The following is a 22,561-nucleotide window of genomic DNA, read 5'->3' as shown; positions in this document are numbered from 1 at the left end:
GCGCACGCCGCCCGCCGTTGTCAGCGCGCGGCCGGGACGGGAGCGTCCATCAGGGTCGTACGGCGCGGGTTGGCGGTGCTGGCGGGGAGGTCGACCGAGTGCTCCGGCCGCACGCCCTGGTCCAGCTCACCGGCGTCGGCCAGGTGCATGAGGGTGGTGCGGCGGGGGTTGGCGATGCTGCGCATGGTCATCGTCGTCTTCATCGGTGGGTTCAGACCTCATTACAGAGCGGCGGACTATGTAAAGCGTCAGGCTAAACATGGGATTCCCCGCGATTGCCGGTAGATGGCATCGATCTATATGTGAGTTTGCTCACGCAGCCAGGGACGATCCCGACATAAAGGGCACCCATCGCGGGCCGGGGAATCGGACATTGCGTACCTGAATGCAGCATTCCGCTGCTGATCATCGCGACTGGGACACCCCCTCCCCCTAGGGGCCCCATCAGCGACTCGTACGAGAACGCCCGATTCCTCCCTGATCGACCTCTACGGGCCGTGACTCGTCACTCACGGCCCGTGACCCCCTTCGGGGTGCGAACCGTCGGCCTTGTTGGAGATCCGGCACTGTGCTGGAATTCCACGCACCGCCGCTATTCCAGACCGGCGCGCTGGGGCGCAACACAGCGCCGAGCGGCGGTGAGGAAGGGGGATCTGCGCCGGTCACTCACGACCACCACTGGAGCGCGCTCGCGCTCCACGACGCCGACACCGTCCTGTCCGTTCGCGCGGGGGGACGCCTGGTCCAGAGGTTGCGACGCTAGTGCAGGGACGTTTCAAGAGGGATGGCAACGGGTCGCCCCAGGCCCGCCAGGGCCGAGGGGAAGCTGCGGCGGAGCAGGAGCCGCGCGGCGGGACCGACCGCGGCTCCTCGCCCCAGCACGCCCAGAACCCGGGACCGGCGGCCGCCGGAGACGGCGGCGACCGTGCCGGACGTCCGGGTGCCGGACAGGGCGGCGACGCCAAGTCCGCAGCCGGCAAGTCCAGGGCTGCGAAGGGCACGAAGGCCGGGAAGGGCACCAAGGCCGCACCGGCGGTGAAGAGCCCCACCGACGCCGGTTCGCGAATAGCCCTACGCAACTGGCGCATCAGCACGCGTCTGGTGTCGCTGCTCGCCCTCCCCGTGGTCGCGGCGACCACCCTGGGCGGCATCCGTATCAACGAGTCCATGAACGACATGGAGCAGCTGGATCACATGCAGCTGCTCACCAAGCTCACCCAGGAAGCGACCAACCTCGCCCAGGCGCTCCAGGAGGAGCGCGACCTGACGGCCGGTCCGCTGTCCAACGGCATCAGCCCCAAGAACCTCAAGGTCACCGAGCCGCAGAAGGAGACGGACCGGGCGCGGGACGCCTTCCTCCACGCCACCTCCGACATCGGTGACACGCAGGGCGACGAGGCCCTGCAGAGCATCCACGCCAATGTGAACGAGATCGCCAACCAGGTCGTGACCCTGGGCAGCATCCGCACCGGCGCGTACAAGGACGGCCGCCAGGACTTCCAGACGGTCGAGCGCTACAGCCGTCTGATCAACTCGCTGCTCAGCCTCTCCCAGGACATGGCGCAGGCGACCTCCAACCCCGAGATGATCAAGCGGACCCGTGCGCTGGCCGCGTTCTCGGCGGCCAAGGAGTACGCCTCCATCCAGCGCGCGATCATCGCCGCCGCTCTGCCGACGACCAGCCAGGACCAGCGGTCGATGGACCCGAACGACCGCGAGTACGGCGCGGCCGCCCGGGAGAACGAACGGCAGGCCCGCGCCTCCTTCGAGCGCATCTACATCTCCCTGGGCGGAGACCCGAACGAGCTGCTGGCGCCCCTGGGCCCGAACAACCCGGCCATCGCGCAGGCCGACACCTACGCGGACCAGGTGCTCCGTACCGACAAGGGCATGGAGCAGCAGGACCCCCGCGGTCACCTGGACTGGACCGACGCCTTCGAGCCCAAGATGGAGGCGATGAACAAGATCGAGGCATCGCTGCTGGGCGACATGGACAGCACCGCCCGTGAGCTGCGCCAGGAGGAGCAGCGCGACGCGATCATCAACGGTGCCCTGATCCTGCTCGTCCTCGGTGTCTCGCTCGTCGGCGCCTTCGTGGTGGCCCGCTCCATGATCCGCTCGCTGCGGCGTCTCCAGGACACGGCCACCAAGGTCGCCCAGGAGCGGCTGCCCGAGCTGGTCAAGCAGCTCTCCGAGGCCGACCCGCAGGACGTGGACACGTCTGTGGAGTCGGTGGGTGTGCACTCCCGGGACGAGATCGGCCAGGTGGCCGCGGCCTTCGACGACGTGCACCGCGAGGCGGTCCGCCTCGCCGCCGAGCAGGCCCTGCTGCGGGGCAACGTCAACGCGATGTTCACCAACCTCTCGCGCCGGTCGCAGGGTCTCATCCAGCGTCAGCTGTCGCTGATCTCCGAGCTGGAGTCCCGCGAGGCCGACCCGGACCAGCTCTCCTCGCTGTTCAAGCTCGACCACCTCGCCACGCGTATGCGCCGTAACGGTGAGAACCTGCTCGTCCTCGCGGGTGAGGAGCCGGGCCGCCGGTGGACCAGGCCCGTCCCGCTCGTCGACGTGCTCCGTGCCGCCGCCTCCGAGGTGGAGCAGTACGAGCGCATCGAACTCGCCTCCGTGCCTGCGACCGAGGTCGCGGGCCGCGTGGTCAACGACCTCGTGCACCTGCTCGCCGAGCTGCTGGAGAACGCCACGTCGTTCTCCTCGCCGCAGACCAAGGTGCGCGTCACCGGTCACGCGCTGCCCGACGGGCGCGTGCTCGTCGAGATCCACGACACCGGTATCGGTCTGTCGCCCGAGGACCTCGCCGCGATCAACGAGCGGCTCGCGTCGCCGCCCACCGTGGACGTGTCGGTCTCCCGGCGCATGGGTCTGTTCGTGGTCGGCCGCCTGTCCCTGCGACACGGCATCCGCATCCAGCTTCGTCCCTCCGACTCGGGCGGTACGACCGCGCTGGTCATGCTCCCGGTGGACGTCGCCCAGGGCGGCAAGAAGCTTCCCGGCAAGCCCGGTCAGGGCGGTCAGGGCGCCATGCCGCAGGGTCCCGGTGGCCGGCTGACCGGTGGCCCCGGTGCCGCCGGTGGCGGCCGTCCCGGTCTGGCCGGTGGCCCCGGTGGCGCGGGCGGCCCGGGCGGTGCGCCCGCGGGCCGGCAGGGTCTCGGCGCGGGTGCCGGCGGTGCCCGTGGCCAGGTCGGCGCGGGCTCCGGTCCCCGGGCCGCGCTTCCCGGCCGTGACGACGCGGCCCCGCGGCAGGGCGGGCTCCAGGGCGGACCGCAGGGCGGTCAGCCCGGTCGCCAGGGCCGGCCGGGCCAGGGCCAGGGGGCTCCGGCCGGACAGCCGCAGCAGCCCCAGCAGCAGCCGCAGGACCCGCAGCGTCAGGGTTCCGGTGTCGCGGGCGCCTTCGGCGGCTCGGGCGGCGGCCGGGGTACGCGCGACAGCGGTATCCCGACCCGCTCGGACGTCTGGCAGAACGGCCCCGCCGACCAGGCGGGCCGGCCCGGCAAGCAGCAGTTGCCGCCCTCGGGCGGTCCGCGCGCCGAACTCCCGGGCGGCGTCCCGCAGCAGCCGCGCCAGCCGCAGCAGCAGGCGGCACCACAGCAGCAGCCCGCTCAGCCGCAGCGCCCCCAGCGCCCCCAGACCACGAGCTGGGGCGCCGACGTGCCGCGCGGTCACGAGGAGCCGGAGACCACCGGGCAGCACGCCCGTCCGTCGGCCGACCGGCAGAGCCCTCAGGACCCCGCGTCCACGGCCCAGTTCGCCCGCCCGGACTACAACGCCGGGCGCCCGCAGAACGAGGCGCTGCCTCCCGCGCCCCATGCCGGGGACGGCCGTACGCCGCTGTACGACACGCTGGAGACCAACTGGTTTCACCAGAACGGTCAGGCCCAGCAGCCGCAGCAGCAGGCCCAGCCCCAGCGGGGCGGCGCCGGTCAGTACCCCGCCCACGACCAGACGATGCCCACCCCGGCCGTACCGCAGCAGCCGGCGCAGCCCTCCCGGCCCGCGCAGCAGCGACCCGCACCGTCGCCGGCGCCCCGCCGTGACGGCCAGGGCGCCGACCGGAACGCCGGTCAGGGCACCGACCCGGCCGCCACGACCGGATCGTGGCGCACCACCCCCAACGACGAGCTGGTACGCCAGGCCGAGCGGGTCCGCAAGCCCGCCGCCGGCGGCGTCACCACCTCCGGCCTCCCCCGCCGGGTCCCGCGTGCCAATCTGGTGCCGGGAACCGCTCAGGAGTCCACCCACCAGTCCGGTCCGCAGGTCTCGCGTGCGCCTGATGACGTACGCGGCCGCCTGACCAACCTCCGCCGCGGCATCCAGCAGGGGCGTCAGGCAGGCAGCTCCACCACGGGCAGTTTCCATATCGGCCCCACTCACCAGCAGGAGCGTTAGTTGAGACCGATGAGCCAAGCGGCCCAGAACCTGAATTGGCTGATCACCAACTTCGTGGACAACACCCCCGGGGTGTCCCACACGGTGGTGGTCTCCGCCGACGGGCTCCTGCTGGCGATGTCCGAAGGGTTCCCCCGCGACCGCGCCGACCAGCTCGCGGCCGTGGCGTCCGGACTGACCTCGCTGACCGCGGGGGCGTCCCGGATCTTCGAGGGCGGCGCCGTCGCCCAGACCGTGGTGGAGATGGAGCGCGGCTTCCTCTTCCTGATGTCCATCTCGGACGGCTCCTCCCTGGCCGTGCTCGCGCACCCGGATGCCGACATCGGCCTCGTCGGATACGAGATGGCCCTGCTCGTCGACCGCGCGGGCAGCGTCCTCACCCCTGACCTGCGCGCGGAACTGCAGGGCAGCCTGCTCCACTGAGGCGGTACGCCCCAATCCGTACCTCCCCCCTCTTGCCTTGTTCACCGTCGGCCGCCCCCTCCGGCCCCCCACCGGCCAGTCAGACGACAGGCAGACCACCTGCTGTCACTGGAGGATCAATGACCCCGCCCCCCGCCTCTCACGATCCGTACGGCGTCCCCACGGACGCCGGGTACGGCGTTGAAGGCGACCAGCCGCTGGTCCGGCCTTATGCCATGACCGGCGGCCGGACGAGGCCGCGCTACCAGCTCGCCATAGAAGCGCTGGTCAGCACCACGGCCGACCCGGCCCACCTGGGAAGCCTGCTTCCCGAGCACCAGCGGATCTGCCACCTGTGCCGTGAGGTGAAGTCGGTGGCGGAGGTGTCGGCGCTGCTGTCGATGCCGCTGGGCGTCGCCCGGATCCTCGTCGCCGACCTGGCGGAGGCGGGCATGGTGGCGATCCACCAGCCGGGCAATGGAGAAGCCGGCGGCACGCCGGACGTGACACTGCTCGAAAGGGTGCTCAGTGGACTTCGGAAGCTCTAGCGGCGGTGCGGGAGGCGCCCGCTCGACCACCAGCGCGAAGATCGTGGTGGCGGGCGGATTCGGCGTGGGCAAGACCACGTTCGTCGGCGCCGTCTCGGAGATCAACCCGCTGCGTACCGAGGCCGTCATGACGTCCGCCTCAGCGGGCATCGACGACCTCACGCACACCGGCGACAAGAAGACCACCACGGTCGCCATGGACTTCGGCCGTATCACCCTGGACCAGGACCTGATCCTGTACCTGTTCGGTACGCCGGGCCAGGACCGCTTCTGGTTCATGTGGGACGACCTGGTCCGCGGCGCCATCGGCGCGGTCGTGCTGGTCGACACGAGAAGGCTGGCCGACTGCTTCCCGGCGGTGGACTACTTCGAGAACAGCGGCCTGCCGTTCGTCGTCGCCCTCAACGGTTTCGAGGGACATCAGCCGTACACGCCGGACGAGGTTCGCGAGGCGCTCCAGATCGGACCGGACACCCCGATCATCACCACGGACGCCCGCCACCGCGCCGACGCCAAGAGCGCGCTGATCACGCTCGTGGAGCACGCGCTGATGGCCCGCCTCAAGTAGACGTGGCCATACGGCAGTTGTCGTAGCGGGAAACCGGGGCCGGGTGTGTCCTTTGACACGGTCGGCCGCGGTGTTCATAACGTTTCGACAGAGAATTGCGGGGCCTCGGACACGAGACGCATCCGTATGGTGCCGCTGTGCTCACATGAGCCCCGCCTTTTGGCGGGGCTCGCTCTTTATGCCCGTTTTATCTGAGGTCTGAACCACTGGTAACGACCCGATCGAGGGGTTTGGAACGCGGCCGCTTTACGTGCTGCAATGCGACGAACTCCCGAGTAGTACGGCCCTGAACAGAAAAACGGCACAACGTAGGTGCCGGCGCCGAGAGGTTGTTGGTCGAGTGAGGCGAAGCACGAAAAGCGCCGCAGAGCAGCAGGCGCGGGGCAACTTCACCCCGCCCGCACGCACAGCGGTGCCGCCTGCCGATACGCCCGGAACACCACCCGCCTCCGGCGGCAGTGGCGGTTCGGGCAGCTCCAGCAAGCTGTCCCCGCGCAACTGGCGCGTGGCGACCCGCCTGAACGCCATCCTCCTCATACCCGTGCTCGTCGGGCTCGTCATGGGCGGCTTCCAGGTGAAGGCGGCCATCGACACCTGGCAGGAGGCGCAGGACGCCGAGAAGACGGCGCTCATCGTGCGCGCCGCCTCGGAGTACGGCCAGGCGCTGCTCAACGAGCGTGACCTCACGGCCGAGCCGCTGCTCCTCAACAAGCGCGACGACGAGAAGGTCACCAAGGCGTACGCCGCGACCGAGGCCGCCAAGAAGAAGTTCGACGAGGCCGTCAAGGACATGCCCTCCGGGCAGGGCCTGGAGCGCCGGCTGGAGCAGTTCCGGGCCGAGGAGCCGAAGCTCGAAGCACTGCGGGACAGCGCCTACGCCAAGGCCGCGGACCCGGTGAAGACCGAAGAGAACTACACCGGCGTCCAGCACTACCTGATGGAGTTCTCCAACGAGCTCGGCCTCGGCACCGGGAACGTCACCTCCTACGGCCGTATGGTCTACGCCGTCCAGCTCGCCCAGGCCGCCCAGTCGCTCCAGCGTTCGATCGGTACACACCTCCTGGTGCGGCCGAGCAAGGACGACAAGACGTTCGCCGAGCAGAGCCGGGCGTTCAACTCGTACAACTACCTGGAGCAGATCGCCCTCGGCGAGTACAACTCGGGTGGTACCGAGGAGGACGTGTCGAAGCTCAAGGCGGTCATGCTGCGCCGGGCCGTCGAGGGTGACAAGCAGCTCCAGGCAGCGGGCATCACCCTGCGCAAGGACGAGTTCGGCTCGGTCCTCGCGCCGATGGCGCAGGACATCGGCACCGCCCGCGACGCCGACGAGATCAAGGAGCTCGCGGCCAAGGGCATCACCAAGGACACCTGGCTGGGCGCCTCCACGTCCAAGTACGACGGTTACGGCGAGGTCAGCACCGATCTCGTGAACAAGGCCGTGGACGAGGCCGCCGAGATCTCCTCCGACGCCAAGACCGACGCCATCGTGATCGGCGCCATCGTCGTGGTCGCCCTGCTCACCGCGTTCATCCTGGCCGGGATGATGGCCCGGCAGATGAGCACCTCGATGAGCCGGCTGCGCACCGCCGCCTTCGGGATCGCCGAGCAGCGCCTGCCGATGCTGGTCGACCAGCTTTCCCGTACCGACCCGGGCCGTGTCGACACCCGCGTACAGCCCATCCCGATCGACTCGCAGGACGAGATCGGCGAGGTCGCCCGCGCCTTCGACCAGGTGCACCGCGAGGCCGTCCGGCTCGCCGCCGAGCAGGCCCTGCTGCGGGGCAACGTCAACGCGATCTTCACCAACCTGTCGCAGCGCAACCAGTCGCTGATCGAGGGCCAGCTGACCCTGATCACCGAGCTGGAGAACAACGAGGCCGACCCGGACCAGCTGGAGAACCTCTTCCGCCTGGACCACCTGGCCACCCGTATGCGCCGCAACGGCGAGAACCTCCTCATCCTCGCGGGCGAGGAGCCCGGCCGCCGCTGGAACCAGCCGGTCCCGCTGGTGGACGTGCTGCGTGCCGCCTCCTCCGAGGTGGAGCAGTACGAGCGCATCGAGCTCACCGGCGTACCCGAGTCGGAGATCCACGGCCAGGCCGTGACCGACCTCGTGCACCTGCTGGCCGAGCTGCTGGAGAACGCCACCACCTTCTCCTCGCCGCAGACCAAGGTCCGCGTCACCGCGACCCGTCTCCCCGACGGCCGCGTGATGGTCGAGATCCACGACAAGGGCATCGGCCTGACCGCCGAGGACTTCGCCGACATCAACCACAAGCTGGCCAACCCACCGACCGTGGACGCCGCGATCTCGCAGCGCATGGGCCTGTTCGTGGTCGGCCGCCTCGCCGACCGGCACGGCATCCGCGTCCAGCTCCGTCCCTCGGGCGAGCAGGCCGGTACCACGTCGCTGGTCATGCTTCCGGACGCGATCACCCACGGTGGTGGTGGCGACCCGGCCATGCAGGACGACTTCACCGTCTCCCAGATCATCCCGGAGCAGCAGGCGTTCGAGGCGGCGCCGCTGCGGACGGCCGCGGAGCTGGGCTTCGACGACTCCCGCTACGAGCAGCCGGAGGGCGAGGGCACCACGCTGGACCCGGTGAACCGCTCCCGGATGCGCGAGGAGCGCCGTGCGGCGCTGGGCGCGCAGCTCCAGGGCGGCTCCGAGGCCGACCGGCCCATGTACCGCGACGAGGTGGCCCAGGAGCAGCAGGGCTCCGCGTACGAGCAGCAGGGCGGCCAGGAGGACTACGGCTACGAGCCGCAGCAGTACGAGCCGCAGCAGTACGAGCAGCAGAACGCGTACGCCCAGGACGGTTACGAGGGCTATGAGCAGCAGCAGCCCGCGTATGACCAGTACAACGGCGACTACGCGACGGGCGAGTACGCTGAGCCCTCCTATGCGGAATCCGCTTTTCCGGCTCAGGAGACCCAGCAGCCGCAGTACGACAACCAGTTCGAGGCCCAGTCCCACCAGGGCGAGTGGGCTGATCAGGGCTCGTACGAGGGCGGTTACGAGTCCGGCTACGCGGCGGAATCGGAATCTACGCAGGGCGCTCCCACGAACGGCCGCGAACGCGTAGGCTTCTCCTCGGGCCCCACCCCGAGCGCCGGTCACGAGCTGACCGATGCCGGTCTGCCGCGCCGCGGCAGCCAGCAGCAGGCTCCGGCCCCGCAGCAGCAGCAGGTTCCTCAGGCGGAGCAGACGCAGCCGGTCCAGCGGGTCTCGCAGAGCAGCAGCGAGGACAGCGGTTCCGAGGGCTGGCGCTCGACGAACGACGAGCGCTGGCAGCGGGCCGAGAAGCTCCGCGAGCCGAAGGCCGGAGGGGTCACCCCGTCCGGACTCCCGCGGCGCGTGCCCAAGGCCAACCTGGTCGAAGGCACGGCGGAGCAGACCCCGCAGGGCGGCCCACAGGTCTCCCGCGCCCCGGAGGACGTGCGTGGCAGGTTGAGCAACCTGCGACGCGGCGTCCAGCAGGGGCGCAACGCGGGAACGGACACGAACGGATCGGGCCTCGGCCCGGGTAGTACCTACAACCAGGAGCGTTAGTGTGAGCCCGATGAGCCAGGCGGCGCAGAATCTGAACTGGTTGATCACCAACTTCGTGGACAACACCCCCGGGGTGTCCCACACGGTGGTGGTCTCCGCCGACGGACTCCTGCTGGCGATGTCCGAGGGTTTCCCCCGTGACCGTGCCGACCAGCTCGCGGCGGTGGCGTCGGGTCTGACGTCGCTGACGGCTGGAGCGTCCCGGATCTTCGAGGGTGGCGCGGTCAACCAGACGGTGGTGGAGATGGAGCGCGGCTTCCTCTTCATCATGTCGATCTCGGACGGCTCCTCGCTCGCCGTCCTCGCCCACCCGGACGCCGACATCGGTCTGGTCGGCTACGAGATGGCCCTGCTGGTGGACCGCGCGGGCAGCGTCCTCACCCCGGACCTCCGCGCCGAACTCCAGGGAAGTCTTCTCAACTAGCAAACAGACCGTGCGTTTCTCGCCACCGCACCATAGGGTGCGGTGGCGCGGCTCCACAGGGACATGGAACCGGTGAACGGCAGTCGAGGAGGAAAAGTGGCAACACCCCCAGGCGGACACCATCCATACGACGGTGCGCACCAGTCACAGGGTGAGAACGCCCAGAACCGCTTCAACTTCCCCTCCGCGCCGAGCGGTCAGGGCGGCATGCACCAGCCGCAGCAGCCCTACCAGCAGCCGCAGCCGGGTCCCAGTTACGTCCAGCCGCAGGCGCCGCGCATCCAGCCGGTGCAGCAGCGACGGCGTCAGGAGCCTGCGCCCACGTCGGGCAATCACAATCCGCTGGTCCGTCCGTACGCCATGACCGGCGGCCGGACGAGGCCCCGATACCAGCTCGCCATCGAGGCGCTGGTGTCCACCACGGCCGATCCGGCTCGGCTGCAAGGGCAGTTGCCCGAGCATCAGCGGATCTGCCGGCTGTGCTTCGAGATCAAGTCGGTCGCCGAGATCTCGGCACTCCTCTCCATCCCCCTCGGCGTTGCCCGGATCCTCGTCGCCGACCTGGCGGAGGCCGGACTTGTCGCCATCCACCAGCCCGGCGGCGACGAGTCCGCCGGCGGCCAGCCAGACGTGACACTGCTCGAAAGGGTGCTCAGTGGACTTCGCAAGCTCTAGCGGCGGTGCAGCCCGCTCAACCACCAGCGCGAAGATCGTGGTGGCGGGCGGATTCGGCGTGGGCAAGACCACGTTCGTCGGCGCCGTCTCGGAGATCAACCCGCTGCGTACCGAGGCCGTCATGACGTCTGCGTCCGCGGGCATCGACGACCTCACCCACACCGGCGACAAGACGACCACCACGGTCGCCATGGACTTCGGCCGCATCACCCTGGACCAGGACCTCATCCTGTACCTGTTCGGTACGCCCGGACAGGACCGCTTCTGGTTCATGTGGGACGACCTGGTCCGCGGCGCCATCGGCGCCGTCGTCCTCGTGGACACCCGCCGTCTCGCCGACTGCTTCCCGGCGGTGGACTACTTCGAGAACAGCGGCCTGCCGTTCGTGATCGCGCTGAACGGCTTCGACGGCCACCAGCCGTACACGCCGGACGAGGTCCGCGAGGCGCTCCAGATCGGACCGGACACCCCGATCATCACCACGGACGCCCGCCACCGCGCCGACGCCAAGAGCGCGCTGATCACGCTCGTGGAGCACGCGCTGATGGCCCGCCTCCGGTAGGCCCCCCGACATCGAGGCCCGCACACCTGACGGTGTGCGGGCCTTTGTCGTGCGCGGAGGCCGCCGACCGTGGAGTCGGGGGCCCGAGGACGGCGAAGGGCCCCGCACCGGAACCGGTGCGGGGCCCTTCGGGGCGTGTGTCAGCGCTGCCAGGAGTGCGGGGCGCGGAAGCCGGGCTGGCGCTCGAGGCGGCGCCAGCCGGCGGTGGAGCGGAGGCGGCGGGCCGGGGTGGCCGCCGGGCGGGCGGAGGCGCGGGCCAGGAGGACGGCGGTGATGGCCGCGAGCTCCTCGGGGTCGGCCTGGCCCTTTTCTACGCGGAGCAGGTGGGAGTCGGTCACGTGAGGCTCCTGTTACTGGGGCGGGTTGCCGTGCTTGCGGGACGGCAGGTCGGCGTGCTTCGTACGGAGCATCGCCAGGGACGCGATGAGCACCGAGCGGGTCTCGGACGGATCGATGACGTCGTCGACCAGGCCGCGCTCCGCGGCGTAGTACGGGTGCATCAGCTCGGCCTTGTACTCCTTGACCATGCGGGCGCGCATGGCCTCCGGGTCCTCGGCGTCGGCGATCTGGCGGCGGAAGATGACGTTGGCGGCGCCCTCGGCGCCCATCACGGCGATCTCGTTCGTCGGCCAGGCGTAGGTGAGGTCGGCGCCGATGGACTGGCTGTCCATCACGATGTACGCGCCTCCGTAGGCCTTGCGCAGGATCAGCGAGATGCGCGGCACCGTGGCGTTGCAGTACGCGTACAGGAGCTTGGCGCCGTGGCGGATGATGCCGCCGTGCTCCTGGTCGACGCCCGGCAGGAAGCCGGGCACGTCCAGCAGGGTGACGATCGGGATGTTGAAAGCATCGCACATCTGGACGAAGCGGGCGGCCTTCTCGCTGGCCTCGATGTCCAGCACACCCGCCAGCGTCTGCGGCTGGTTGGCGACGATGCCGACGACCTGGCCGTCCAGGCGGGCCAGCGCGCAGATGATGTTGCGCGCCCAGCGCTCGTGGATCTCCAGGTAGTCGCCGTCGTCGACGAGCTCCTCGATGACCTTGGCCATGTCGTAGGGGCGGTTGCCGTCCGCCGGGACCAGGTCCAGCAGGACGTCCGAGCGCCGGTCGGCCGGGTCCTCGCTCGGGTGGGCGGGCGGGTTCTCGCGGTTGTTGGAGGGCAGCATCGACAGGAGGTAGCGGACCTCCGCGATGCAGGTCTCCTCGTCGTCGTACGCGAAGTGCGCGACACCGGACGTCTCGGCGTGCACGTCGGCGCCGCCGAGGCCGTTCTGGCTGATCTCCTCACCGGTGACCGCCTTGACGACGTCCGGGCCGGTGATGAACATCTGCGAGGTCTCGCGGACCATGAAGACGAAGTCCGTCAGGGCGGGGCTGTAGGCGGCGCCACCGGCGCACGGGCCGAGCATCACGCTGATCTGCGGGATGACGCCCGAGGCGCGCGTGTTGCGCTGGAAGATGCCGCCGTAACCGGCGAGCGCGGAGACGCCCTCCTGGATACGGGCGCCCGCGCCGTCGTTCAGCGAGACCAGCGGCGCCCCGGCCGCGATGGCCATGTCCATGATCTTGTGGATCTTGGTGGCGTGGGCTTCACCGAGCGCGCCGCCGAAGATCCGGAAGTCGTGCGCGTAGACGAAGACGGTCCGGCCCTCGACCGTGCCCCAGCCGGTGATGACGCCGTCGGTGTACGGCCGCTTGGCCTCCAGGCCGAAGCCGGTCGCCCGGTGCCGGCGGAGCTGCTCGACCTCCTGGAACGAGCCCGGGTCCAGCAGCAGCTCGATGCGCTCGCGGGCGGTCAGCTTGCCCTTGGCGTGCTGCGCCTCGGTCGCACGGTCACTCGGGCCGCGCAGGGCCTCCTCGCGCAGGGCGTGCAGCTCGGCCACACGCCCCCGGGCGTCGGTCGGCTCGCCCTGGGTTTCGTCCACAACGGTCATGCATCGACCCTACGAAGCCGACCAAGGAAAACCGGCCGTCGACTCTGTACAGTGTCCCGACCCATCTCCTGTGAGCCCTGGACAGAACCATTCCGCGGTGCAGGCGAAGTGCCAGCCCAGGACCCCCAGGAGTTGTGGAGACCGAACAAGGGGTCAGACGGTCACCGTGCAGCGGTGTGCCGCGCCCGCCGTGCCGGGTGTCACGCGCAGCCCGAGCGTACGGCCGGTCGCGAGGACCTCGACGGACGGATCGCGGGCGATGACCCGACGCACCGGGAGGTGCCAGGTGACCTCCAGGGGCCGCCCGGTTCGCGGCGGCTCGCCGACGCAGACCGTCACCGTGCGCCCGCGTCTGCGGACGAGGACGCATGCAGGGGCGGTCGTGGTGAGCGGGCCCACCGTACCGGGCTGCCAGAAGTTCGCGGCGGTCAGGCCCAGCGAGGGCACGGTGACGGCCTGGCGGGCGGCGGTGTTGTCGAGGATCTCCAGCCAGTGGCGGTCGTACGCGCGGGCCACGACCGTCCGGCGCGAGGCGCCCGGCAGCAGTAGGTAGGCGTACGAGGCGTCCGCCGGATCGGTGCCGTGGTCGAGCCAGAGGGTCTGGTACCGGCGGGTGCGGCGCTCGGCGCTGGACGTGGTGTTGATGTCCCGCCAGGCGCCGGTGCGGTCCTCGCGCAGGGTCCGCAGATGCCCCGTGCCGCCCGGGAACACCCAGCCGCCGTGCCCCTCCAGGTGGGCCCAGTGCGAGCCGGGCCCGGTCGTGAACCGCTCCTCGCCCGCCTCCCCGAGGTTCCGGTTGTCGACGATCGTCTCGACGGGGACGCCGTCGGTGCAGTCGATCCCCGCACCGAGGCAGATGACCGTGTCGGCGGCGCAGAACCAGGACTTGCGGGCCTCCAGGGTGGAGCCGAGGCCCTTCAGGTGCTGCCCGACGGCGGCGAACTCGCCGTCCGTCACTCCCCCGACCCACTGCACGGCCGGTTTCGGCGCGCCCCATTCGCCACCCGCCCGGTCGGGCAGCCGCTTGGTCGACACGGTGGTGCCGGGCAGCCGGTAGGGGTCGACCGTCGGCCAGAACCAGTCGGTGTACTGGGCGTCGGACCGAGGGCCCGGGCCCCACCAGTAGAGCATTCCGGCACCGGTGTGCCAGCCGCGCGGGTTCTCGCCGTTGCCGCACTCGTAGGAGGAGATTCGCTCCGACGCCATGGCGATGTTGGCCGCCCACCCCGGACGGCGGTGCACGGCCCGGTCCATGGCAGCGAACAGGGTGTGGCCGACCGGCTCGGGCGCGGCGGGCACGGGTGAGGCGGCCACCGCGTGGAGCCGGGCGAGGTCGGCGACGCCGAACTGGGGGGCGGTGAGGATCGGCGAGACCGTGTCCCGTTCGATCCAGCCCTTCACGCGCGCGTGCCACCGGTCGCGCTCGGCGGCCGAGGCCCCGCCGGCGAGCAGCGCGATGGCCGCGATGACGCCCTGGCCGTGGAAGTGGTCGCTGCGCATGGTCCCGCGCGGGTCGTTGCGCAGGATGCCCCGGCTGATCGCGCGGCCGTTGACGCTGTCCATCATCAGGCCGTTGCGGAGGAGCGGGGCGTAGGCGTGCTCGACGCTGTCGAGGACGATCTGCCGGTTGGGGTCGGTGACCGCCCACGGTGATCCGGCCAGGAGGGCGAAGAGCCGGCCCAGCCCGTCGAGCATGACCTGTCCGTACGTACCCGAGTAGGCGACCCAGGTGTGCTGGACGAACGACCCGTCGGCGTAGAGCCCGTCGCCCTTGGTGACGTACGGGAAGACCGGTGAGAGCGCGTCCCGGGCGAGTGAGAGCTTGGCCGGCGACCGGCCGACGACTCCGCGCACCGCGACGGAGCGGCACAGGTCGACGCGGTTGGCCCCGGTGGACGTGCCGCTGTAGTCGCGGAGCGTCGCGTCGGGGATGAAGTGGTCGACGGCGGCACAGGCGGCCTCGATCCGGGCGGGGCCGACGGCGTCGTACAGGGTGGCGACGATGTCCATGAGGAGGCGGGGGCTGCCGATCTGCCACTCCCACCAGTTGCCGTAGCGGGTGGTGGAGGGGTTGTAGATCCGCTCGGAGAGGTGGTCGAGCCCGCGCAGGACGTCGGCGAGGAGGCCGGGGTCGCCGGTGTGGCCGGTGCCGTGCTGGGCGTAGGCCTGGGTCATGGTCCACAGGCGGTGGTAGCTCTGGGTGATCCCGGAGGGTGGGTTGAAGCCGTGACCCGGCCACAGGGAGGTGTCGGTGGGGGCCATGGAGGCGCGGTAGCGGGCGGCGAGGTCGCCGGTCTCGGCGAGGCGGGAGGCGTACGGCTCGGCGACCGGGTCGTAGCCGGTGCCGAGCTGGAGGTCGAGCCAGCGGAGCCGTAGCGCCTCGAAGTCATCGGACGCCGAGGCGGATGCGGTTGCGTGTGCGTGTGTGGGCAGGGCGAGTCCCAGGGCTGCGGTGGATGTGGTGGCGAGGAAGAGGCGGCGGGACCAGGCGGAAGCGGCGGGTGGCACTGTCGATGGCACGAAAACCTCCCGGGAGGGGGTCGTAGTGAACATGACATACAAGGGCTCTACCCGAGCTGAACCACCGCCTTGTGGACCGCCCCCAGCGTGCCCGGCGGGACGCTCGGCTTCAGCGACTCCCCCGTCGCCATCACCTGGACGGAGGGGTCCCCGGACGTCCCCGCCGGCATGGGGCGGTTCACCTCAGTGGGAAGAGGGCTCGGGGTGGCTCATGAGGGCTCAGCCGCCGCAGTGGAAGCGGGCGTCGCCCCAGTCGGCGTGGTCGTTGCCGTTGCCGTCGCCGCCGTCGTCGGCGACCAGGTCGACGTACGACGCACCGGTGACATCGGCGGTCAGCGACCAGGCGGTGTCGCTCGCCCTCAGGACCGGGGACTCGGCCTTCTCGGTCCCGTCGGCCGTGACGGTGAACCGCACGGACCCGCGCGTCGCCTGGGCGTCGTCCAGGCCCACCTCGGCGGTGAACGAGGTGCACCCGCCGCCCAGGTAGTAGCGCACGGCCGCCGGGGCGTGGGTGCCCAGGCCCTTGGCGTACGCCACTCCCCCGATCCGCAGCGGGGTGCCGTCGCCCGCCGCCGTCCCGCCGTTGGACATGTCCCGCTCGACGGGGCCCCAGCCGCTGCGGGCCGATGCCCAGTCCAGGTCGCTCGCCCAGGCGTCGGCGAGAGGCGGCGGCGGCAGGGTGCGGACCGAGGTGGCGGCGGTCAGCGTCCTCGGACCGCCGCCGGCCGTGTACGAGGCCGAGGCCCCGAGCTCGTACGCCCGGTGCGCGGCGGCCGCCGGCGGCGTCACCCGCCAGGTCGCGGTCACCGCGCCACCGGGGGCCACCGGGCCCGGGCTCAGGGGACCGGCGGGTTCGGCGGTCCAGCCCTCCGGCAGAGCGAGCGTGACGGACGGGCTCACGGTGGCCGTCTCGTCGTTGGTGAAGGTCGCCGTGACGTCGCCGGCCCGGCCCGGCTCCAGCGTCTCACCGGCGGTGAGGGCGAGCGTGCCGCAGGCCGGGCGCCCGGGGGCCGGGCCGAGGTCGGTGACCGTGAACCGGTCGAGCACGAAGTCGGCGCCGTCCGGGGCGTCGCCGCGCTTGCGCAGCCCGGTCCAGGTGTCGCCGCAGCCGGCTGTCACGGTCTCGCTGAAGCGACCCGTGGTGCGCCGCTCACCGATCGGGGTGCGGCGGGTCTCGGCGGAGGTGCCGTTCGGCCGGTCGTATCCGGTCACCCACTCGTAGGCGCCCGCGTGACTGGACTGGTAGTCGTACTCCACCCGGTATCCGTGCCCGTCCTTCATGCGGACGGTCCAGGGCGCGGTGCGGTAGACGAGGCCGGTGTTCTCGTCGTGGGACTTGAGGGACTCGCCGCCCTCCAGCACGTCGTCGACGAGCTTGCCGTTCCAGCCCGCCTGCGTGTAGGGAGCGTGCAGTTGGCCCACATGGGTGCGCGGGTCGTTGGTGCCGCCCGCGTCGCCCTTCAGGAACGGCCCCCACCCCTGGTCGACGGCTTCGAAGTCCTCGTACACGCCCGCCTCGACCGTGGGCGCGTTCTCGACGAGGCGTACGTCGTCCACCCGCACCCTCGCCGCGCTGCCGCCCTCGGCCGTGACCGACAGGGTCACCTCGCCGCTGCCCGGCGCGGTGAAGTGGACCTTGGCGCGCTGCATCGAGGTGCCGTGCCAGTCGGAGGCCGCGATCCGGTTGGGCACCGGGGAGCGCTCCACGGTCACGGACGCGCCGCCCGCCGCCAGCGTCGTACGCCGGGACGCCCCGGGCAGGACCTCGATCCAGGCGGACGCGCTGTACCGCTCGCCCGGGGTCAGGCCCGTGATCCGCTGGGCGATCCCGGCGCGGGCCGCCCCGCTGAGCACCGCGCTGTTGCGCCCCTGCTCGTCGGTGTCGCGGGCGACCGTCCCGGCCTTGGTCCAGGCGCCGAGCCGCGCGTCGTTGAAGCCCGGGTCCTTCACCGGCGTGCCCTCGCCCCACGCCGGATCCACGGCGGCGGGTGCGCCGTTCCGGTACAGGACGTACGCCTGCCCGGCGGCGGAGGTCAGCGTGATCCGCCCGTCCGTCCCGGTCCGGACCGTCCCGGCCGCGACCCGCCCGTTGTCGGTGAGCCGGTAGAGGGTGTACGTGCCGCCGGGCACCGCCCAGGTGCTCGTACCGCCGCTCCTGTCGTAGTGGTACAGCTTGCCGTCCCAGGGCAGCAGGTACCGGTCGCCGTCCAGGACCTTGCGGCCGCCCGCGTAGAAGGTCCGCCTGCCGTCCTCGACGGTGCCGCGCACCCCGCCGGTGAAGGCGATGTCGGCGCCCTCCGCCGTTTCGTTCCAGCGGAGGATCCTCTGCCGCTGGAGGTACTTGGCCGGCAGGTTCTTCTGCCAGATGTTCGCCGTGAAGGCGGTGAAGTCGGTCTCGCCGGTCCAGCCCTCGAAGTCCTCCAGGGCGGTCTGCCCGAGGACCGGGTGGTCGTTCCAGACGTCCTTCTCGCCGTTGCGGATGAACCGGATGATCCGTGAATTGAGGCCCTTGTTGGTGGCGCCGCCGTAATCGAGGTCGTTGGCCCAGTGGGACCAGAGGGAGGCACGCTCGAACTTGTCGGACCACTCGGTGCCGACGTTCCAGCCCTGTGCCCGCACGGCCTGGACGGTCTTGTCGGCGATCCAGCCGTGCGTGTGGTAGACGTCGATGTAGAGGAAGCTCAGATTGCGGTCGGTCTCGTCCCGCAGTTGCCGGAACCGGCGGGCGAGGTCACCGCTGTTGATGTCCCGGCGCTGGTCGATGGAGTAACTCTGGTTGAGCCAGTTCCAGCCGGGCTTCGTCCGGTCGACGAGGGTTTCGCTGAAGTTGCGGGCCTCCGGATACGCCTCGGTGGCGTTGACGTGCACGCCGAAGGTGGCGCCCCACTTCTTCCCGCTCCGCAGCAGCGCGTTGAGGTCCTTGAGGCCGCCCGCCCGCTTGTTGTGGTTGCCGCCGTAGTCGGGGTGGGCGGAGTCGTGGCCCTCGGAGCCGTACCCCTTCAGCACCGCCAGCTGGCCGAGTCCGTCCGTGGCCAGCGACACGCGCTTCACGTCGTCGAGGGTCCGGGCGAAGGGGTGGGTGGCCTGGCTGGCGAAGTTGAACGGGATGTGGGTGACGACCCGGCCGGGCGTCTGCGCGGCCCCGGGTGCCGTGATCCCGATCGTACGGAAGGCGATCGCCCCGTCCTGCCAGTCGGCCCGCCCGTCCCCGTTCGCGTCGGGCGTGACGACGACCTTGGCCCACGGCAGGCCGTCGCCGCTCTCGGGCCGCGGCGCGCCCGCACCCCGGTAGGTCCACTGCCCGGACCACACACCGACGCGTACGCTGCCGTCCGCCGCCTCGCGGGCCTGGTGCCAGAAGCGGGCGTCGTCACCGTTCGTGGGTCCGGCGGGCTTGTCGTAGCTGGAGTTCGACTCGACGGCGGCGGCGAGCGCGCTGGTGTTGAGTATCGCGTACGAGGCCCCCACCGGCGCCGGATCGGTGGCCGTCGCCGCCGTCACCGCACGGAAGACGTCGGCGGTGCGCGTCGAGTCGGGGTCGAGCCGGGTGAACGCGGTGGCGGCGCCTGGCTCGTCGGAGCCGACGGACACCAGGTCGTGCCCGGGGATGTCGAGGGTGCCGACCCGGAAGGCCTCGGTGTCGCGGACGGCCGTGACCCTGAAGGTGGTGGCCCGCCCGGACACACTGAGCGTGGCGTCGGCCTCGACCCCCGGCAGGGCGGGGAAGGCGAGCGTGTAGCGGGCGCTGGTGGCCGTGACGACCGGCTCGGCAGGGAGCCGGACCGCGTACGCCGTTCCGTTGAGGGTGACGGCGGTGACCGGACGCGTACTGCCGAGGAGCCGCGCCCCGGTCGCGCGGTCGGTGTACGAGACGACGCGGGGGAAGTCCCGGGCGACGGCGACGGAGAGCTGCGGCGAGCCGATGAGCAGGTCCTGGGCAGTGGCGGCGGGTGGCGGTCCGGCGGTGGCCGGGCCCGCCGGGGCGAACACGGCGGCCGAGGCGGTGACGAGGGCGCACACCGCACGCCGGGAGCGGAATCGTGGCGACATGGCCACTGGCGTAACGGTCGCCCCGCGGCACCGTCAACGAAACGGACCCGGTGCGGCGACGCCAGTCCAACAACGCCCTCCGGGAAATCCAAGTGCCGTTGTGTGCCGCCAAGTTGTGAAGGAACAAAAAATCTGAGAGCGCTCTCAGTCACATCTCTTGACGCCTCCCCCGAGCGGCGCGAGAGTGAGCGGCACCCCACCCCCCACACCAGGAGTGCACACTCATGGCGTCCCACACCGCTCCACGTTCCTTCTCCCGCCGCGCCCTCCTCACCGGCACGGCGGCCGCCGCCGCGGCCACCGCCCTCGGGCTGCGCACCGGCACGACCGCCTCCGCCGCGCCCGCGACCTGCGAACTGGCCCTGGTGAACCGGTCCCTGCCCGGCACCGTCCACGCGTACGTCACCGGCCACGAGCAGGGCACCGGCCGCTGGGTGCTGCTGCGCCCGGGCGGTGGCGTCTACCGCCCCGAATCCCCCGCCGCCCCGATGACCCGGCTCCCGGTCGACTGCGCGATACCGCTGCGCCCGGCGGGCAGCGGCCCGGTGGTACTGACGCTGCCTCAGATGTACGGCGCCCGGGTGTACTTCGTCCGGGACAACAAGCTCGACTTCTTCCTCAACCCCGGCCCCGCCCTCGTCGAGCCCGCCTTCGCCACGCCCGCCGACCCCAACTACGGCCGCGTCTGGTCCTTCGCCGAATTCACCTTCAACCCGCAGCAGTTGTACGCGAACATCAGCTACGTCGACCTGGTCACCGCCCTGCCCATCGGCCTGACGCTCACCGGGGACGCCACCCACACCGTCGCCCCGCTGCCGGCCGGCGCCCTCCAGCGCATCGCGGACGGGCTCGTCGCCCAGGCGGCGCGGGACGGCCAGCCGTGGGACAAGCTGGTCATCCGTGCCTCGAACGGCTCGGTCCTCCGGGTGATCTCACCGCAGAACCTCATGGCACCGTACTTCGACCGCCCCGACCAGATGCCGTTCCGCAACGCCTTCACCGGCTACATCGACCGCGTCTGGCAGAAGTACCGCACCACCGACCTGCGCATCGACCTCCAGGGCGGACGCGGCGTACGGGTGGGCCGCGTCAACGGAGACGTCCTGACCTTCACCGGCGGCCACAGATTCACCCGCCCCACCTCCAGGGACGTCTTCACCTGCAACCACGGCCCGTTCGCCAACAACCCCGGCGACTCGGACGACCGCAAAGCGCTGCTCGCCCGCCTCGCGGCCGGGTTCAACCGGACGACTCTGCTGACCCACCCCGACCAGCCGAACGGACCGGCCCCCTCGGACTACTACCGCGACCCGTCGACCAACCATTTCTCGCGCGTGGTCCACGCGAACACACCGATCGGGTACGCCTTCCCGTACGACGACGTCCGGCCGGACGGCCGGCCGGACGTCTCGGGCGCCGCGCACGACGGCAACCCGCGCCGCTTCACGGTGTCGGTCGGGTCGTGACCCGGCCGGCCGGCCCGGTCAGCCGGCGGAGGGGAACACGAAGAACCCCTTCTCGGTGCTGATGTAGGCGTAGCCCGTCGACTTCGAGAAGAGGGGCAGGTTCTCCTCGGGCAGGCTCTTGGCGAGCACCTTCTTGGTACGGCCGTCGACGGCGAGGAACACGTCCTCGCTGAAGTCGTCCTCCTTGGTGACCCCGTACAGGACGCCGCTCGGGGAGAAGCGCAGCGGCTTCATCGCGTTCTCCTCCTCCTTCTGTGCCCACACCTCCTTGCCGTCGGCGGGCTGCCACACGGCGGTGCCCTTCTCCGTCTCGGCGGCGGCGAGGGTGCGGTCGGGGGAGAACACGGACGAACCCTCGGTGTTGACGGTGTCGTGGGGGCTGTCCGCGTACGCGTAGGTGGTGGACCCGCCGACCTGCTTGCCGGAGGCGATGTCGTACGTCGCCGTCACCCACGTGTCCGGCGAGAGGGCGCCCTTCCCCCAGGCGGTCAGGACACGGCCGTCACGCACGTCGAGCACGCGAACGGCACCGCTGGTGCGCTTGCCGTCGTCGTCGAGCTCCACACCGGCGGGCGGCGTGACGTCGGCGGTGCTCCACACCTTCTTGCCGGTGGCGAGGTCGGACATGACGAGCTGCTCAGGGTCCTGTGCGTAGGTGGTCGCGTTCTCCACGTGGAAGGTGTACGCGCCGGTGATCAGGGGAGCGTGCGCCTGCCCGCCGTCGATGTCGTGGTTGCGCGGGTCGTAGGAGCAGCTCGCCAACTGCCCGGTGCAGGTGACCTTCCGGGCGGCCCCGCCGTCGATGGGCGTGAGCTTCAGGCTCTCGTCGCCGTCCTGCTCGATGACGTGGCCCTCACGGACGTGGAACTTGTCGCCCTCGCGCTCGGCCTTGCCCAGCTCGGCGCCGTCGCTTCCGTAGACGGTGACCGTGGTGGTCGTCTTCTCCGCGCTCAGCCCGTCGGACTCCGTGGTGGCGCCGGCGAACACCGCGACCGCGGGGACGCCGTTGTGCCAGGTCGTGGCGGCGACACGGTCGGTCGTCACCTTGAGGGTCTTGCGCACCTCACCGGTCTTCACGTCCCGGAACTCCAGGGTGGCCGGTTCGGGATCATTGGTGAAGTGGAGCGTGCCGACCGAGCCGTCGACCGGGTCATCCGTCCCGTACTTCTCACCCAGGGCGTACGTGCCCTCGGCGCGCTTGACGAAGAGGAAGGTGTCGCCCAGGTCGATGGCGTTGGCCTTGGCGCCCGCCAGACTCCACGCGGGCTTGGCGGCGAGACCGGGTATCGCGGGGCCGCTGTAGGCGGGGCCCTTGGGCGCGGCGCCGCCGTCCGGGCCGGCCGCGCTGCCGTCCTTCGGCTTGGCGGAACCCTCGCCGTCGGAGGAGCCGCAGCCCGCGACGAGTCCGAGTGACAGGACGAGGCCGACGGCCATCACTGTGTACTTGTTCATGTT

At 71.1% G+C, this 22,561-nt stretch carries 16 protein-coding genes; 9 read left to right on the top strand and 7 right to left on the bottom strand.

From position 1 onward, the window contains the following. Positions 1 to 20: 20 nt before the first annotated feature. Entirely contained in the window at positions 21 to 203 is a 183-nt protein-coding gene (locus ACZ6C1_RS02430; RefSeq protein ID WP_469236894.1) for a hypothetical protein, read from the bottom strand. A gap of 559 nt (positions 204 to 762) precedes the next feature. On the opposite strand from ACZ6C1_RS02430, the gene ACZ6C1_RS02425 reads away from it, so the two are divergent. The 8 genes from ACZ6C1_RS02425 to ACZ6C1_RS02390 all read left to right on the top strand — a co-directional run bounded on the left by ACZ6C1_RS02425 (position 763) and on the right by ACZ6C1_RS02390 (position 11,136). Next, on the top strand, positions 763 to 4,404 hold the full coding sequence (locus tag ACZ6C1_RS02425) for a sensor histidine kinase (RefSeq protein WP_469236893.1): 3,642 nt from the start codon (positions 763 to 765) through the stop codon (positions 4,402 to 4,404). Between the two features lie 9 nt (positions 4,405 to 4,413). Next, positions 4,414 to 4,827 carry a roadblock/LC7 domain-containing protein gene (locus ACZ6C1_RS02420; RefSeq protein ID WP_064070344.1) on the top strand — a complete coding sequence of 138 codons (414 nt, stop codon included), beginning with the start codon at positions 4,414 to 4,416 and terminating at the stop codon, positions 4,825 to 4,827. Between the two features lie 119 nt (positions 4,828 to 4,946). Continuing rightward, positions 4,947 to 5,354 carry a DUF742 domain-containing protein gene (locus ACZ6C1_RS02415; protein WP_064070345.1) on the top strand — a complete coding sequence of 136 codons (408 nt, stop codon included), beginning with the start codon at positions 4,947 to 4,949 and terminating at the stop codon, positions 5,352 to 5,354. After that, positions 5,335 to 5,922, top strand: a complete 588-nt coding sequence (locus ACZ6C1_RS02410; protein ID WP_469236891.1) for a GTP-binding protein — start codon at positions 5,335 to 5,337, stop codon at positions 5,920 to 5,922. Before ACZ6C1_RS02415 ends, ACZ6C1_RS02410 begins: the two co-directional genes overlap by 20 nt. Positions 5,923 to 6,262: 340 nt before the next feature. Further along, on the top strand, positions 6,263 to 9,475 hold the full coding sequence (locus ACZ6C1_RS02405) for a sensor histidine kinase (RefSeq protein WP_469236890.1): 3,213 nt from the start codon (positions 6,263 to 6,265) through the stop codon (positions 9,473 to 9,475). 10 nt (positions 9,476 to 9,485) lie between these two features. After that, positions 9,486 to 9,899, top strand: a complete 414-nt coding sequence (locus tag ACZ6C1_RS02400; RefSeq protein ID WP_006127847.1) for a roadblock/LC7 domain-containing protein — start codon at positions 9,486 to 9,488, stop codon at positions 9,897 to 9,899. Between the two features lie 96 nt (positions 9,900 to 9,995). Continuing rightward, positions 9,996 to 10,574, top strand: a complete 579-nt coding sequence (locus ACZ6C1_RS02395) for a DUF742 domain-containing protein (protein WP_469236888.1) — start codon at positions 9,996 to 9,998, stop codon at positions 10,572 to 10,574. Then, positions 10,555 to 11,136, top strand: a complete 582-nt coding sequence (locus ACZ6C1_RS02390) for a GTP-binding protein (RefSeq protein WP_069978110.1) — start codon at positions 10,555 to 10,557, stop codon at positions 11,134 to 11,136. The genes ACZ6C1_RS02395 and ACZ6C1_RS02390 overlap by 20 nt, the downstream gene beginning before the upstream one ends. A gap of 140 nt (positions 11,137 to 11,276) precedes the next feature. On the opposite strand, the gene ACZ6C1_RS02385 is transcribed toward ACZ6C1_RS02390, so the two are convergent. The 5 genes from ACZ6C1_RS02385 to ACZ6C1_RS02365 all read right to left on the bottom strand — a co-directional run bounded on the left by ACZ6C1_RS02385 (position 11,277) and on the right by ACZ6C1_RS02365 (position 19,640). Next, positions 11,277 to 11,474: an acyl-CoA carboxylase subunit epsilon gene (locus ACZ6C1_RS02385; RefSeq protein ID WP_469236886.1), complete on the bottom strand. Its 198-nt coding sequence runs from the start codon at positions 11,472 to 11,474 to the stop codon at positions 11,277 to 11,279. Between the two features lie 12 nt (positions 11,475 to 11,486). Then, complete coding sequence (locus ACZ6C1_RS02380) at positions 11,487 to 13,070, bottom strand: acyl-CoA carboxylase subunit beta (RefSeq protein ID WP_469236885.1); 1,584 nt, start codon at positions 13,068 to 13,070, stop codon at positions 11,487 to 11,489. Positions 13,071 to 13,223: 153 nt separating this feature from the next. Next, complete coding sequence (locus ACZ6C1_RS02375; RefSeq protein ID WP_469236883.1) at positions 13,224 to 15,623, bottom strand: polysaccharide lyase 8 family protein; 2,400 nt, start codon at positions 15,621 to 15,623, stop codon at positions 13,224 to 13,226. A gap of 14 nt (positions 15,624 to 15,637) precedes the next feature. Further along, positions 15,638 to 15,760, bottom strand: a complete 123-nt coding sequence (locus tag ACZ6C1_RS02370; RefSeq protein ID WP_469236882.1) for a hypothetical protein — start codon at positions 15,758 to 15,760, stop codon at positions 15,638 to 15,640. 49 nt (positions 15,761 to 15,809) lie between these two features. Then, positions 15,810 to 19,640 (bottom strand): endo-alpha-N-acetylgalactosaminidase family protein, encoded by a 3,831-nt coding sequence (locus ACZ6C1_RS02365; protein WP_469236881.1) that lies wholly within the window; start codon positions 19,638 to 19,640, stop codon positions 15,810 to 15,812. A 224-nt stretch (positions 19,641 to 19,864) separates the two neighbouring features. Between ACZ6C1_RS02365 and ACZ6C1_RS02360 the strand changes: the two genes are divergently transcribed. Continuing rightward, complete coding sequence (locus ACZ6C1_RS02360) at positions 19,865 to 21,106, top strand: glycoside hydrolase family 64 protein (protein WP_469236880.1); 1,242 nt, start codon at positions 19,865 to 19,867, stop codon at positions 21,104 to 21,106. Between the two features lie 18 nt (positions 21,107 to 21,124). Here ACZ6C1_RS02360 and ACZ6C1_RS02355 read toward each other — a convergent pair whose 3' ends face one another. Continuing rightward, positions 21,125 to 22,558: a hypothetical protein gene (locus ACZ6C1_RS02355; protein ID WP_469236878.1), complete on the bottom strand. Its 1,434-nt coding sequence runs from the start codon at positions 22,556 to 22,558 to the stop codon at positions 21,125 to 21,127. Positions 22,559 to 22,561: the final 3 nt, after the last annotated feature.

It is taken from the genome of Streptomyces sp. NPDC041796 (assembly GCF_055590785.1).
The sequence above is the reverse complement of the archived record's forward strand: the minus strand, read 5'-3'. Positions and strand labels throughout refer to the sequence as shown.